The sequence below is a fragment of the Streptomyces sp. NPDC004647 genome (assembly GCF_040609575.1).
Lineage (GTDB): Bacteria > Actinomycetota > Actinomycetes > Streptomycetales > Streptomycetaceae > Streptomyces.
In genome coordinates this window covers 1-13,677 of the sequence record NZ_JBEXKU010000004.1, presented here as the reverse complement: position 1 = coordinate 13,677, position 13,677 = coordinate 1, and the positions used below count along the sequence as shown (strand labels likewise).

The window sequence follows — 13,677 nt, the reverse complement described above, 5'->3', positions numbered from 1 at the left end:
GCCGGTCGAGCCGATCGAGCCGATCGATTCGAGTTCGAGGCAGTCGGGAGAAACGGAGGGCCGGGATGGCCACCAACGCCGAGGACGTCCGCCGGATCGCGCTCGAGCTGCCGGAGACGGAGGAGAAGCTCGCCTGGGGAATGCCGACCTTCCGCGTCCGGGGGAAGATCTTCGTCTCGCTGGCCGACGACGACGCCTCGATGGGGGTCAAGTGCCCGATCGAGGACCGGGAGGAGTTGATCACGTCGGAGCCGGAGAAGTTCTTCGTACGGCCGGGACACGATGACAACTTCGCCTGGCTGCGCGTACGTCTCGCTGCCGTGGAGAACGAGGAGGAACTGCGGGCCATCCTGCTGGACTCCTGGAAACAGGCGGCGCCACGCAAGCTGGCGGAGGCCTACGGGGAGGACGAGCAGACCCCCGCCAGCTGACCAGTCGGCTGCGCCGGCGGCACGCCGGGATCCCGGCACTCCATCGCAAACCGCCCCACCTCCTCTCCCGCAGCCGACCACCCCCGGCCCGCCCGGCTCCGGTGGCCGACAACCCCCCACGCCGACCACCTCTGCCCGACCCCAGCCCAAGCCCCGACCCCAGCCCAAGCCCCGACCCCAGTGCCGGCCACTCCCGCCCGCGCGCGGGCCACCCTCGTACCCCCGATCGACCAGCTGCGCGAGGCCGTGCTGACGGCGCGCTCGGTGCGTATGTCGTGTTCATGGCCGCCGCTGTCACTGACTTCCGGCCCGGCGTCCGCTTGCGGCTACTGGTCGATGGGTACACGCCACCGCTTCCCGCTCACCAAGGTGGCTGACGCTGACGGCACTGCGGGGGAGTGCGTCTGCAGCAGCCGCGCGTCGGTGCTGTCGGTGGAACTAAAGCCCCAAGGCGGCGCAAACGACCCAGCACATTCCGCACCTACAGCGCTACTCTCCGAATCAACGAACGCAGGCGCCACGACCGCGCACACCGCGCACACCGCGCACACCGCGCACACCGCGCGGATCACGCAGATCACGAGGTCGCGCAACTTCTCCGGGACCGCTGTGACGGGCGCGCGGCGCCCGGAGCTGCGACAACGTGCATGCCGATCCGCTCCCCGGAGGCCGATGGCCGGGGGGGTGAATGCGCTGGTCGACGTCCACTCGCAGAACCCTGACCGGCGCTAACATCCGCGTCGCCCGGCCGGAGCCCAGCCGAGCCACGGATCAGAGGTTCTTTGTGTCGAACGGGTCGTGCTCGGAGATCAGCTTGTCGATCCGCGCCTTGTCCACTCGGCTGGTCACCTCCTCCGTCTCCTCCCGGTCGCGCACACACTTGGCCAGGGTGAAGCTCGACGTCACGACGAAGATCAGCCCGAGCGCCATGAAGCCCCGCTCCCACGCGCCGACGGGCAGCTTGCCGATGCCGTACGCCACGGCTGCCAGGGAGATCCCGAACGAGATCGCGGCCTGAACGAAGAACGCCGTGGTCGTGGGCCGCTGGATGGGTGTCCTCATGCCCGTAGCGTCGACCTTCCGCCCGGTCCGCACATGAGTAGCCGTACTCATCCCGGCATGATCAGTCCGCACTCCCGCAGGGTTGAACGCGGTGGGCAGCCACCCGCTGGAGTGCGGTATTGTTCTCGTGCGCGGTCGGCCGGGGGAAACCCCAGGCCGCACGGGCACCGGGACGTGGCGCAGCTTGGTAGCGCACTTGACTGGGGGTCAAGGGGTCGCAGGTTCAAATCCTGTCGTCCCGACGGTGCAAACGCAGCTCAGGGGCGGTATCTCTCTACGGGATGCCGCCCCTGAGGCGTGTGCGTGACTAACTGCGTGACTGTCGGTCCGCGTCACCACCGAAGATGCGGTCCATCGCGACCGCCCCGGACTGGATGACGGGTCGGATCTGTTTCCGGTAGACCTCCTCGGTGACGGCTGTGCTGGAGTGGCCGACAAGCCGCGAGATCTCTTCGAGGGGGATGCCCCGGTCCGAGAGCAGCGACACGAAGCTGTGGCGCAGCTCGCGCGGTGTCCACTCTGCCGGGGTCAGCCCGTCCACGCCCTTGATCGCCTGCCGAAACGCCCGGCGGACGTTCGCGGCGTCCAGGGGAGTGCCTACGGCCGAGGTGAACACCAGCCCGTGCTCCTGCCAGCGGTCGCCTACGGCGAGCCGCTGCCACCCCTGGCGCTCGTGGTGCATGCGCAGCGCCTGTATACAGCGCTCCGGCAGTGCCAGCGTGCGCCGGGACTTCCGCGTCTTGGTGTCGCCTCCGGCCCGCACAGAGCGCCACACAGCGATGTGGGGCGGGACCAAGGGAGACACCGACGTGTCCCCCTCCAGATCAACGTGGCCCCACGTCATCGGCCGCAGTTCCTCTGTGCGCGCGCCCGTGAGGAGGGCTACCACGAGGTACGCGTGCAGCGTCGACCGTTCCGACGCGATGAGCACGGCATCAGCCTGATTGAACGTGAGCGACTTGGAAGGCCGACCCTCCAACCCTCGCGGGATGGAGCAGAGTTCGACCACGTTGCGCTTGACCTTGTCCCTGGCCATCGCTCTCTTCACCGCGCGGTTGAGACATGAGTGCATGAGCCGCACTGTCCGGGTGCTGTGGGTCTTGGCCTTGCTGGCAAGCCACTTGTCCACGACGTCGGCGCTGAGGCCGTCGCACAGCGCGGCGAGGATGAAGGAATAGGGCCCGCGATGGGGAGCAAGATTCGGAATGCTCTCGTGAACTACGGGGCTCTCTTCGGGCTCTCAGGCGTCGAATTCCGGCTGCACTCGACTACGCTCTACAACTCGATCTATCGAGCTGATGACGAGATGCTCGCGAACGGCCACGTCTACGGGGTCGGCGCTTACCTCGCGCCCGTTCTGCACCTCCAACGCGTCCCCGGTGGCGAACTCTTCGACACGTACGTCGAGAGCATCGAACGCGTCTGGGAGTCCGCCCGTCCCATCTCCTCACCTAGCGATTGCTGAGGCATAAACAGTGAGCCGCGTCGACTACTTCAACGATCCCAACGCCCCAGCGGCCAACTCCGTCGTGCCGTCCGTAACCGCGATCGTTCGCGACCAAGCGGGGAGGCTGCTCCTCATCCACAAGACGGATAACGACCTGTGGGCACTTCCCGGCGGGGGGCACGACATCGGTGAGGACGTCGCTACGACCGTCATCCGTGAAGTAGAGGAGGAGACTGGAATCCGCGTGGAAGTCGAATCCGTCAGCGGTCTCTACACCGATCCTCGTCACGTCATGGCCTATGACGACGGAGAGGTGCGCCAACAATTCTCAATTTGCTTCCGAGCACGCCCAGTGAGTGGAGAACTCCGCACTAGCTCAGAGTCCAAAGAAGTGCGATGGGTGAATTTGTCGCAGCTGGAAAACCTTGAGATTCACCCATCCATGCGGCTTCGCATTACGCACGGCCTGGACGACTCACGCACCGATCCCTACATCGGTTGAATCGCTCTCAGCCTCGCTCACGCGCCGTTCGACGCGGCTGGCCGCCGCGTGGATCTCCGGGGCCGCGGCGCGGATGAACCGCGTCACCAGGTCCTCCGGCCCGTAGCGTTCCGCGATCTCGTCCAGTCGCGCGGTCGGCGTCGTCCGCGTCCCGTCCGGCGTGGTCGTCATGTCGCAGAACATGAGGGCATCAACGAGGTCCGGTCGCTCCAGCTCGAACTCAGCGGCCAACTCGTGCCGCAGTCCGCGCAGTTCGGCTTCGAGCAGAGCGCACGAGTGATGCGCCACGAGCCGCGTGACGCGTTCGTCCGCATCCTCCGTGTCCCGGAGGTACCGGGCGCCGTCCAGCGGGTGAAAGCCCGTCACCACGAGCGCGGGCGAGTACCCGACGTCATGCAGGATCGCGGCGGCTTCGAGTAGTTCGGCGTCCGGGCCGAGGATGGGCCGCAGGGCATGCGCGCGCGCTGCGACGCCCTGAGAGTGTGCCCAGCGTCGCGGCAGCGGTTCGGCGAGCAGCGATTCCGCCAGGGTGTACGCCCACTGTGTGAGTCCCATTCCAAGCAGCCTACGCAGACGGGTCCGCGTCGGGCAGAGCGCGTACGGTGCGCCCGCGGCCGTGAGACGTCGCCAGCACGCCCCGCCCCTCCAGGTGGGCCAGCGCGCTGCGTACGGCCGTCCGCGAGGCTCCGAACCGCTGGCAGAGCGCGGACTCAGAGGGGAAGGCGTCCCCGACGGCGAGACCGTCAGTCGCGACCACGCCGGCGACGCGCTCAACGAGCGGACGCCGGTCCGTCACGAATCCGCGCACCGGACGCCAGCCGACTCCGGGGGCCGACTCGATGAGCCCGTCATCCGCCAGCACGCGCAGAGCACGCCGGACAGTCGTCCGCGAGACACCGTGCTCAGCCATCAGCGCCGCTTCCGATGGCAGGGTCGCCGCCGCGTCCACGCTTTCGACTCCCTGTCGCAGCGACTCAGCGATGATCAAGTATGTCCCCCTCGGACTGGCCTCCGACACGTGCTCTCCCCTCATCACGGGCGGACTCTGCAAGCTTGCCACGGTGCCGCAGCACGGCGGTACGGTCCGTACGGGCTGCAACAGTGGGGGGTGTCACACCTGTCACAGTGTCACTGCAAGCCTTCTGACCTGCGCGGACACCCGTGAGTGTCGCGGTTGCCCTTCGGCGCAGGCCGAGGCACGTGCTGGCGACGTCACGCGGCGAAGTTCAGTAGCTGGACAGGCGTCGGTCCGCTGCGCGCGGATCCGGAAGGTGTCCCAACTGTCCGACTGTCCGGTCGGGGCGCTCACCTGCACTAATGAACCGGACAGCCCGAAGTGAGGGTGTCCGGTTGTCCGGGTAGAGCGCTGCAACATTGGGGGGCGGCCCCCAGGGGCGTCGGTCCGCTGCGCGCGGATCCGGAAGGTGTCCCAACTGTCCGACTGTCCGGTCGGGGCGCTCACCTGCACTAATGAACCGGACAGCCCGAAGTGATGGTGTCCGGTTGTCCGGGTAGAGCGCTGCAACATTGGGGGGCGGCCCCCAGGATGTTGCAGCCGTCGGCATAGCCGACTGGGAAAGGCGGAGGAGCCGGAGGCGACTTCGCTTCATCCCTCTGGACGAGCCCGACGCAGCGCTGTACAAGTCCGACGGCCGTATGGTCCTCGACGCCGAGAAGGTGGTCCGAGCCCTCAATGACCCGCCCGACGGCAGCGACGAGGATTAAGGGGAGGCCACAGGGAGGCAGGGAGTTCTCCCTGATCACCTCCTAACCCCCGACAGGCCAGTTGATCAGCGGAAACACCCCTGCCAGGAGGCCACGGAAGCAGGGGTTCGCCCGGCACCGAAACCCCTCAAGGCTACGGACCCCCTCCCCGCCGCACACGCGAAGCGGACACGCGCTGAGATGCAGCCTGCCAAGACGGTTCACACACTGGAAGCAGAAGCGAACCAAAGGAGGACGAAATGTCTGAATGCCGTGACCGTGTCGGCAAGCCATTCGGTCTGGGTGACACCGTCATGTATGCCGACAGCGACTTCTTCGCGGAAGGCGAGGTCGTATACATCTCCCGGAATATCGAGATCTTCCCGGAGCTGGCCATCCATGGTCCCCAAGGGGGGATCGTCGCGCGCCAGGGCAACTTCATCGACGGCTCCCACGCCCAGTTCGACGACCTCCTCAAGATGTAGCGTGATTCGGGCAGCATGGCTTGATGCGTCCTCGTCGACACTGCCGCCGCCCAGCTCGCCGCCGGCATCAAGCCCCGGCACCATCCGCGTCTGGCTGTGTAACACTCGTGGCAGATCAGCCCGCCCAAAAGCAGGTTGACCAGCCAACACACGAAGGCTCCGACCAACTCACCTGGTCGGAGCCTTCGCCGTGATGCCCTAGTCTAGAATCCAACTTGCCGCCCCCGCAGCGACTTGCTTGCCGGGGCCTTCCTTCATCTTGCCTATCTGCTTGGCCGCGTAGACCTTCGCGTAGAAGTCGAGGTTCGTCGCCACATGGTGCACATCGGCGACGAGCTCGACGGCCGCGATTGTGGTGTCGACTGCCTCAGTCAGCACGTCGTTCACGGCGTCCTCCGCCAGACTTCCGACTGCCGCGCCGACAACGCCACCCACTGGACCGCCGATCGCCTTACCTACCGCTCCTGGGATCCCCTTGCAGATGCCAGCGCTCACAGCGGAGATCGCCCGCTCTTTTGGTGATGCTGCGCACCAGATACCTGCTGATCACGAATCACCTCTTACCTGCCCGGCGAGGACCCGCCACTGCGGCGGCGTCGTGCCGTACTAGCGCTTGACCCAACGAGCCCTCGTCGCCGCGCGTTCCAGATCATGACACTGCAAATCAGCACAGAGGGCGCACAGGGGCGCACTCCGCATCCGTGATTGCCTCGGCCGCACGCAGCTGGTGTAGCGTCGCCAGACGGGACGCTACATTCTGACCTGCCGGAGCGGCCGCCGGCGCTGCTGCCGGAGCGCCTGGAGCGCTCCCCTGGGCGATATGCATGCGCAGCTTGTCCGGGCGGTGGGACCACTTTGGGACCACACGCTAAGCACGCACCCGAACAACGCCAGCTCAGCCGAACAACGTAGCGTGCGTCATATGCACTCTGACCTGTAGAAACAGCTCCTGCAATGTGTTGGGGGTCAAGTGCGCTCAGCTGGCTGTATTTGCAGGCAGTGGGCTCCTAGGGGCAAGGTGCCACATCGCTGGGCGTCCCAGCCGTCGGCAAGCGGGCTTCGGGATGTCGCAGTCGCGTAGTAGGGGGCTTCGGTTTCCTCGTCGGTGGCTGCGTGACGATCTGAGTGACAACGCGCGCGGACCGTGGTGGACGTCCTGGGACTGTCACGGACGTGCGAAGCAGGTCAGGGTGTGGCGCAACCCAGTACATGTGGATGCTTGGTGTGCCTGGGGGTCAAGGGGTCGCAGGTTCAAATCCTGTCGTCCCGACGGTGTTTTCGCAGGTCAGAGGCCGTTTCCGATCATCGGGAGCGGCCTTTGTCGTATGAATGTTTGCTCCCATGTGGGAGCCCTCTGGGAACGCTCGTGCTCCCATGCTCCCAAGGTGTCAATCGCGCCCGATTCGTCCGTCGCCCGGTCCGGTCGATGTGTCCGGCCGTTCGCGGTGGTGGTGCGCGGTCGTCAACAGTAGGGAGCCGTTGGTCGCCCGTTCGCGGTTGGTGGACGTGTGTGCACCGTGGTGGCCGGGAGTCAATTGCCCCTTTTCTCTACTCCATGCCCCTTTACTGATTCCGAGATCGACGTTGCTCCCACGCGACGCCCCAATCGACGGGTCGGTGAACGCGGAGGCGAAGCATCGGCGAGACAAGCGTGCAGGTCACGGCGCATGACGGGTGGCGTCCACAGCCGTTGGCTTGGTTCAAGACGAGGTAATGCCCCTTATCAACGATCGTCATCTGTTGACTCCCGGAGTCGGAAGCGCCGTAGACGGCTGTGATGATCCGGCAAGCGCCGCTACCTTCATCATGCGACGGGGGATCCGACGCCCGTGCCGACTGTCGCCGGACCCTGAGGGTCGAAGCTGACGAATGGTCAAGTGGGGGTTGCTGGGACATGAGCGTCCGTAGCCGCAGGTTCGAGCCCTCGGCAGGAGCCACAAAACATGGCTGGTCGTGGAGACGGCGCTGACCTGCGGATTTATGCCACGGTGGCGGTTGAGGGACGGGCACGGCTGGTGCCGTTCCCCCGAGGCGGTAAGTGACGAGCGCCGACGGCAAGCTACCTGTCCGGGGCTCGGTGTCGAATCGGTCGACGCGAGCGCGGCGAGCACGCAATGAGCAGCTGATGTGACGGATAACTGGGACGTCGGCGAGATGCTGGAAGGTATGACGAGTGAGGCGAAAGCGCAGCCGCTGGCTTCTCCAGGCGCGGCAGATGGGGACCCAAGCCCTCCGTTCACGCCCGGTACATCGTCGACGTCCTGAGGTCCCTTGCGGAGCGGGAGCAAGCTGCCGGCCACTCCGAGGACAGCGGAGTGACTTCGTGATGACTGTCGGCCGCCCAGTATCCGGCCGGGAGCCGTGGCCGCGTCCTCCCGGTGTACGGCGACGACGGGGCCCGCACCGTGCTGGGCGCGTCGGACGAGGCGCTGTGGAGCCGTTGTTGCTGCCGCTACTTGTCGAAGGACCGTGGGACGGAGTGGCGGGGGAACCGTGTTCGCGCAGTGATCACGTTTCCATCAGTGGTTGTTGCTGTAACTGGGTGATCACCTCCGTCAGGCCGAGCATCTCGTTGGCGATGCGGGCGGTATTGGTTAGGAGAGCGGACGGGGCCTGGTTGAGGTCGAGTGCGTGCTGGAGGATGGTCACTCCGGCGTTGCGGACGGTGTGTTGGGCCTGGGGTTCGTTGCCCTTTGCGTAGACCAGGTGGCCGTGGGCCAGGTTGAGGGCGGTGCAGTAGGCAAGCATTTGATAGAGGTCGGCATCGGGGAATCCGGCGGGTTTCTCGGCTTTGTACTTGGCGTCGGCGACGGCGAGGGGACGGCGGTCGGCGTCGTACCAGACCAGGTCGGGCTTCATGCGGATGCGATTGTCCTCATCGAGGTGGTGCGTGGCCTGGAATCGGCACCTGCCGCCATGCGGGGAGAGCGATTCGGCGAGCGCTGTGGTGATGAAGTCCTCAAAGACCTGGGCCATGTTGAGCAGGAAGCCGTCCACGCGGACGGCGCCCTCGGCGTGCTCGATGGAAGCCTCACGCAGCACGATCTCGGCGAGGCCCAGCGCCGTCTCGTAGCGCTCATTGAGTGAGGTGAGCCTCCACGTCGGCAGCGGTCGGCCTCGCACCAGCCGGCTGACGTCGGTGAATCGCAGGCGCAGCCGTAGCAGCCGGTGGCGTACGTCTTTCGCGACGCCCGCAAGCCGCAGGAGGCGCTCTGTCGCGGCGAGCAGGAGCTGGTTTTCGGGGATGTCGACGGTGAACTCGTCGTAGCTCACCTCGAGTGGCACGGGGAGTCCCTGCCAGTCGCGGAGCTGGTCTGTGTAGCGCAGCCGTCCGCGGATCACTGGGAGGGCGTCCTCGGTGTATCGGTATCCCTGCAGGATTCCCTGGCGCACCGCGCGGTCGGCCTGGCGCTCGAAGGCGTAGGCGAGAGCGGGCAGCAGGCCGCTCTCTTCCCCGACTTCGACGGGGTGTTCGCGCCAGCCGCGCGGGTTGCGGACGTAGCCGAGCAGGAAGAACAGTCGCCGGATGGGGATCTTTGGCGCGATGCGCAGCTCGACGCTGGCGATCTTAGCCACGCCGACTTTGGCGAGTGCCCGTACCTGCCACAGTCCGGCGTCGTACGGAGTCGGGCGGGTCTCGACGACCTGTGAGGCAGCGAGGGCCTGACCAGTGGCGGGGTCGAGCCGGACGTCGGTCCAGTCGCCGAGTTCTACGAGGTCGAGGCGGGTCACTGCGGCTCCTCCGGCGAGGGCTGCGTGGTCTCGGGTTGGGGAACGACCGAGTGTCTCAGCGACGCCAGCCCGTACCGCTGCTCGATATCGAGGTCCTGGCCGTAGTGGTGTTCTTCCAGCAGCGGCAGGATTGCGGTTCGCCAGATGCGCTCCAAGCCGCCCTCCGTGTAGGCGGAGTCGCGCATCAGGTAGGACGGGCCGATCTTGAAATCCTTGTCATCGATACGGAAGTTGAGTGCGTACCAGAGCTGAGCGACGTCCTGTCGGCCGGGATGGTGGCGATCGATCCAGCGGGAGAGCAGCCAGCGCGTGGGCTCCTGGTCCGGATGCAGGGCCTCGAAGGCGAAACGGCGTCGCATCGCCGCGTCTACCAGGGCGATGGAGCGGTCGGCAGTGTTCATGGTGCCGATCAGAAAGACGTTCGACGGCATGCTGAAATCGCCGGAGTACTGCAGATCGACGGAACGGTTGCGGTACTCCAGGACGAAATACAGCTCACCGAAGACCTTGGCAAGGTTGGCCCGGTTGATCTCGTCGATGATCAGGAAGTACGGGGTTTCCGGGTTCTCCTCGGCGGCGTCGACAAGTTTACGGAAGGGGCCTGAGCGCAAGTCGAAGCCGATGGTTCCGCCCTCGCCCCCGTGGAGGACGGGCCGGATGCCTTCGAAGAAGTCCTCGTAGGCGTAGGAGGGGTGGAACTGCACGAGCTTGACGCTTTCCCGGCCGCCCGCGAGGTGCTCCGCGATCGCCTGGGCCAGGTAGGTCTTTCCGGTCCCAGGCGGGCCGTAGAAGATGAGCTGTTTGCGTTCCTGGAGGAGGTCGCGCATCTCCTGGAGCCATTCGAGCGGGACGAGTAGTTCGTCGGCCAGGGCCGTATCCGGATCCTTGAGCACGACTTCGCGTGCGGCCCGAACCTCGACGACAGCCTGTTCGACGGCGGCCGCCTCGACCGTGAACAGCCCCTCGACGACGTCCAGCAGTTGGGTGAGGTCGACGACGTCATGCTGCACGGACAGCTTCGCCTGCAACGCTTCGGGCAGGTCTGCGTAATCGATCGAAACCGAGTGCCAGTCAACGTCACGGCGCAGGTTGGACCGCCCGTCCTCGGTCGGGACGTACTCGGGCGCACCGGTGATGGTGCCGACGTAGAGCTGGCCGCCAGTGGTGGTCGCGACGAGGTCGGCGGGCTGCATACGGGAGAGGAAGGCGTGGAGCTCGTCGATCTTCAGGCTTTGCGCGTTGTACGAGAGGTGCTGGTAGCGCTCGTGGACGAGCGACTTCAGTTCGTCCTTGGTGGCGCCTTCGCCGACCTCGCCGAGTCGAGAGGCCGCGAGCGAGCAGAAGCCCTCGGAGAGCCAGGTAGGGACCAGGTCCTTGCCTTGGACGTTCGCCCCGCGCACCAGCCACGCGCGCTCGCCTCCATCGGTGCGCGAGGCATGCCACTCACGCCAGAGCCGGTCAGCTTCGGCCATGTATGCCTCGGGGTCGGGGAACGTCGCGAGGATGCGTCGACCCTCCTCGGTGATGACCCAGGCGCCGTTCTTCTTGGTCACCCAGCCGTATTTCGCCGGACCGACCGCGAACCAGCTCTCCGCGAGCGAGTAGCTGTCCCGCCCGTCGTCGGCTGGGGAGATCAGCTCCCAAGGGTGGGGAGGGACACGCTCTCGGAGGATCTTGTCCGCCTCGGCTTCCTGGATGCCGTCGGGGTGCTCGGCGAAGACGGAGAGGAGCCCGCGGATGATTTCACCCTTGCGGCGTTTGGTCATGACTTCGTAGGCGGTGGGTTCGGTCACAGGAGTTCACCGCCTTCAGGGTGAGCCGACGTGGGTGTTTCGCGGTTCGGGTCTCGTGCCGAGTGTTTAGCGTGGCGGGGACCGTGACCGGGGGTGGGGTCGAGGATGGTCTTGTAGGGCTTGCCAGTTCGGATGGCGGTCGTCATGTCGTCGTAGATCTCGAGGATGAGCTCCTTGGTGCGGTAGGTGCCGTAGGCGGCCTCGTCCTTGCGCTTGACGATGGGGAAGGTGTCCATGATGTAGTCCACGTCGTCGCGCTTGATTCCGTAGAGGTGGAAAAAGAGCGCGTCCAGCTCGGCCCGGATGACCATGCGGCGGTCCTTGTCCCAGAGGAAGGGTGCGCCCGTGTCGCCTAGATCGGCGGCGAAGGGGGCCATGTCATGGGCGGTGTAGGTAAGTTCGAGGACACGTGGGCCGATGAAGCTTCCGTGGGCCACAAGAAGTTCTGGCGTCGGTACAGGAACTTGCTCTGATGTAATTTGCGGGACGCTCGGCTGACTGAGACTGTTGCGCAAGGCGTAGTCGTAGGGGAAAGAGTTGAATGACGCTTCCAACCAGGTGAGATGCTTGGCGGAGGGGCCTGCTGAGAGAATCCATCCGTAGGAAGCTGCTCCCCATGGGATGATCGTTGAGATGCACGTGCGCTCGTCGTTGTTGCGCGCCACTCGTCGATGACCCAGCATTCCCGTTCTGCATTCGAATCTGCGTCGATCTTGACGCTTGCGTGTCTCCGCGAGAGAGATCCAGTAATGCGGGTGAACGACAAAGTCTGCGGCATTCAGTTCAGCAATCGTCGACTCGTGCGAGCCGGTCGCGTCAGCGAATCGGTGATTATATTGGTGGCCCATCCGACCTTCGTAGAGCGGGAGTATGCGCTCCTTGCCGCGGGTGAAGACGTTGCCGCGGAGGGTCCAGCCGTCGGCTTCGAGGGCGGCGCGGGTGTGGAAGAGGTGGGAGTCGGACGTCATGTTGAAAAGGCCTTGCATGAACGACACGCCCCAGGGGTTGCCGTGGCTGCCCTCCTTGATGAGGACAGGGACGCGGCGGTAGATGCCGAGGGTAATTTCGGCGTCGCGGCGGGAGCGGAAGACCGGGCAGGTCCCGGTGTTGGGGTTGAGGAGCGTGATTTCGTCAGGCGTAAGCGGGAAACGCTTGGCGGCCTGGTCCAGCTCGGACGGGTCGTGGAGGAAGAAGGCGAAGTCGGCAGCGGGCTCGCGGTCGGCGCGGCCAGTACTGAGGCGTTCGCCCGCTGGCTGAACTCGTTGACCGGGCCCATTTCCACCCAAGCCATGGGCGTACTCCTTGTTCCAGTCAGTGCGGCGCGGTTGGCGGCGCCACGGTGGCGACCATGGACGCTCCGCCGGGGCGCCCAAATTCCCAGGATGTCCCGGTGGCCCTCGACCGTCACGCCCATGACCACGTAGACTGGCCGGTTCGCGACCTGCCCGTCGCGGATCTTGACGTTGATGGCGTCCACGAACAGGACCAGGTAGACACGGTCGAGAGGCCGGTTCTGCCACTCGGCCATGCCCTCCATGACCTTGTCGGTGATGTTCGAGACCGTCTGCTTCGACACCTCGGCCCCGTAGACCTCGGCCAGGTGCGCGGAGATCTCGCCGTGCGTGAGGCCCTTCGCCGACAGCGACAGCACCATCTCGTCCACGCCGGTCAAGCGCCGCTGGCGCTTCTTCACGATCCGCGGTTCGAAGCTGCCGGCGGTGTCCCGCGGCACCTTCACCTCTACGGGGCCGACTTCGGTGAGCACGGTCTTGGCGCGGGTGCCGTTACGGCTGTTGCCGCTGTTCTTCCCGGCCGCATCGTGCTTGCCGTAGCCGAGGTGGTCGGCGATCTCACCGTCCAGAGCCGACTCCAGCACCCGCTTGGTGAGTTGCTGCAGCAGCCCGCCTTCCCCGGTCAGCTGCAGGCCCTGCGACCGGGCCCGATCCACCAGCATCGAGACCAGCTGGTCATCAGCGGCCCCCGCCGGCGACCCCTGCTCGACGGTCCCCGCCGACTTCAACGCAACGCTTTGCTCAGTCACTTGGCGTCTCTTCCTTGATCGGCAGATCCGCCGTTAGTTTTACACTCCCCTTCCTGGGTGCTGAGCCCATCGCGCATGGACATGCCGCTCACCGGCTTCCGGCGGCGGGGGCGGGCACCAAGCCTGCCTTGCGCAGCGCCTGCAGGCATTCCCGGCCGAGGGTGCTCAGTCCCGGGAGCGGCGATGCCGCCGCCCAATCCAGGAACGCGGCCATCTGGCGCCGGTCGGGATAGATGAACCGGCGGTTCCCGTCCTTCCAGCCGAATCCCGGAGACACTGCCTCGGATTCCCGGACGAGTCGGATAATCCGGTCCGCGGCCGCGTCGCCGTCGATGGCATTCGATTCGTACTGCGCGCAGGCTTCCGCCATTCCGTCGAGCACCGCCTTGAAGGCGTCGCTGTCGGGCCACCACAGGCCGGTGTGCGTTGCCTTCTCCAGGTTGTCGAAGACGCTCGCGTCGCGGTCGGCCCGGAAGGTGC

10 protein-coding genes, 1 tRNA gene and 4 pseudogenes are annotated in these 13,677 nt (G+C 66.0%); 5 read left to right on the top strand and 10 right to left on the bottom strand.

The features are described 5' to 3' along the window. Window positions 1-65 precede the first annotated feature (65 nt). The gene (locus ABZW18_RS02860) at window positions 66-431 is read left to right on the top strand and encodes an MmcQ/YjbR family DNA-binding protein (protein ID WP_356181125.1); all 366 of its coding nucleotides are present in this window, start codon (window positions 66-68) and stop codon (window positions 429-431) included. 771 nt (window positions 432-1,202) lie between these two features. On the opposite strand, the gene ABZW18_RS02855 is transcribed toward ABZW18_RS02860, so the two are convergent. Next, a complete protein-coding gene (locus ABZW18_RS02855) occupies window positions 1,203-1,493 on the bottom strand; it encodes a YiaA/YiaB family inner membrane protein (RefSeq protein WP_356181122.1) in 291 nt (96 codons plus the stop codon). A 168-nt stretch (window positions 1,494-1,661) separates the two neighbouring features. On the opposite strand from ABZW18_RS02855, the gene ABZW18_RS02850 reads away from it, so the two are divergent. Further along, window positions 1,662-1,735: transfer RNA gene (locus ABZW18_RS02850), tRNA-Pro, on the top strand. Window positions 1,736-1,800: 65 nt separating this feature from the next. Here the strand turns inward: ABZW18_RS02850 and ABZW18_RS02845 are convergent. Continuing rightward, window positions 1,801-2,637: pseudogene (locus tag ABZW18_RS02845) on the bottom strand (site-specific integrase); the annotation flags it as partial. Between ABZW18_RS02845 and ABZW18_RS02840 the strand changes: the two are divergent. Further along, window positions 2,632-2,958: pseudogene (locus ABZW18_RS02840) on the top strand (XRE family transcriptional regulator); the annotation flags it as partial. The pseudogenes ABZW18_RS02845 and ABZW18_RS02840 sit on opposite strands and share 6 nt — an antisense overlap. A 10-nt stretch (window positions 2,959-2,968) precedes the next feature. Continuing rightward, the gene (locus ABZW18_RS02835) at window positions 2,969-3,442 is read left to right on the top strand and encodes an NUDIX domain-containing protein (protein WP_356181119.1); all 474 of its coding nucleotides are present in this window, start codon (window positions 2,969-2,971) and stop codon (window positions 3,440-3,442) included. Here the strand turns inward: ABZW18_RS02835 and ABZW18_RS02830 are convergent. Then, window positions 3,416-3,997 (bottom strand): HD domain-containing protein, encoded by a 582-nt coding sequence (locus tag ABZW18_RS02830; RefSeq protein ID WP_356181116.1) that lies wholly within the window; start codon window positions 3,995-3,997, stop codon window positions 3,416-3,418. The genes ABZW18_RS02835 and ABZW18_RS02830 overlap by 27 nt on opposite strands. A 10-nt stretch (window positions 3,998-4,007) precedes the next feature. Further along, a complete protein-coding gene (locus ABZW18_RS02825; protein ID WP_356181113.1) occupies window positions 4,008-4,460 on the bottom strand; it encodes a GntR family transcriptional regulator in 453 nt (150 codons plus the stop codon). A 946-nt stretch (window positions 4,461-5,406) separates the two neighbouring features. Here ABZW18_RS02825 and ABZW18_RS02820 point away from each other — a divergent pair. Beyond that, window positions 5,407-5,631: a hypothetical protein gene (locus ABZW18_RS02820; RefSeq protein WP_356181110.1), complete on the top strand. Its 225-nt coding sequence runs from the start codon at window positions 5,407-5,409 to the stop codon at window positions 5,629-5,631. Between the two features lie 198 nt (window positions 5,632-5,829). On the opposite strand, the gene ABZW18_RS02815 is transcribed toward ABZW18_RS02820, so the two are convergent. From ABZW18_RS02815 to ABZW18_RS02790, 6 genes and pseudogenes are all read right to left on the bottom strand, one after another. Beyond that, entirely contained in the window at window positions 5,830-6,009 is a 180-nt protein-coding gene (locus ABZW18_RS02815; RefSeq protein WP_356181107.1) for a hypothetical protein, read from the bottom strand. Window positions 6,010-8,139: 2,130 nt separating this feature from the next. Continuing rightward, complete coding sequence (locus ABZW18_RS02810; RefSeq protein ID WP_356181104.1) at window positions 8,140-9,363, bottom strand: restriction endonuclease; 1,224 nt, start codon at window positions 9,361-9,363, stop codon at window positions 8,140-8,142. Next, window positions 9,360-11,156, bottom strand: a complete 1,797-nt coding sequence (locus ABZW18_RS02805; protein WP_356181101.1) for an AAA family ATPase — start codon at window positions 11,154-11,156, stop codon at window positions 9,360-9,362. Before ABZW18_RS02805 ends, ABZW18_RS02810 begins: the two co-directional genes overlap by 4 nt. Then, window positions 11,153-12,151, bottom strand: coding sequence for a hypothetical protein (locus ABZW18_RS02800; RefSeq protein ID WP_356181098.1), 999 nt, complete (start codon window positions 12,149-12,151; stop codon window positions 11,153-11,155). The genes ABZW18_RS02805 and ABZW18_RS02800 overlap by 4 nt, the downstream gene beginning before the upstream one ends. Window positions 12,152-12,522: 371 nt before the next feature. Then, window positions 12,523-13,110: pseudogene (locus ABZW18_RS02795) on the bottom strand (transposase); the annotation flags it as partial. A gap of 175 nt (window positions 13,111-13,285) precedes the next feature. Continuing rightward, window positions 13,286-13,677 (bottom strand): annotated as a pseudogene (locus ABZW18_RS02790) (FAD-dependent oxidoreductase); the annotation flags it as partial.

Coding starts and splice junctions, on each gene's coding strand:
- ABZW18_RS02830 (WP_356181116.1), bottom strand. CDS start 3,997: ATGGGACTCACACAGTGGGCGTACACCCTGGCGGAATCGCTGCTCGCC.
- ABZW18_RS02855 (WP_356181122.1), bottom strand. CDS start 1,493: ATGAGGACACCCATCCAGCGGCCCACGACCACGGCGTTCTTCGTTCAG.
- ABZW18_RS02820 (WP_356181110.1), top strand. CDS start 5,407: ATGTCTGAATGCCGTGACCGTGTCGGCAAGCCATTCGGTCTGGGTGAC.
- ABZW18_RS02860 (WP_356181125.1), top strand. CDS start 66: ATGGCCACCAACGCCGAGGACGTCCGCCGGATCGCGCTCGAGCTGCCG.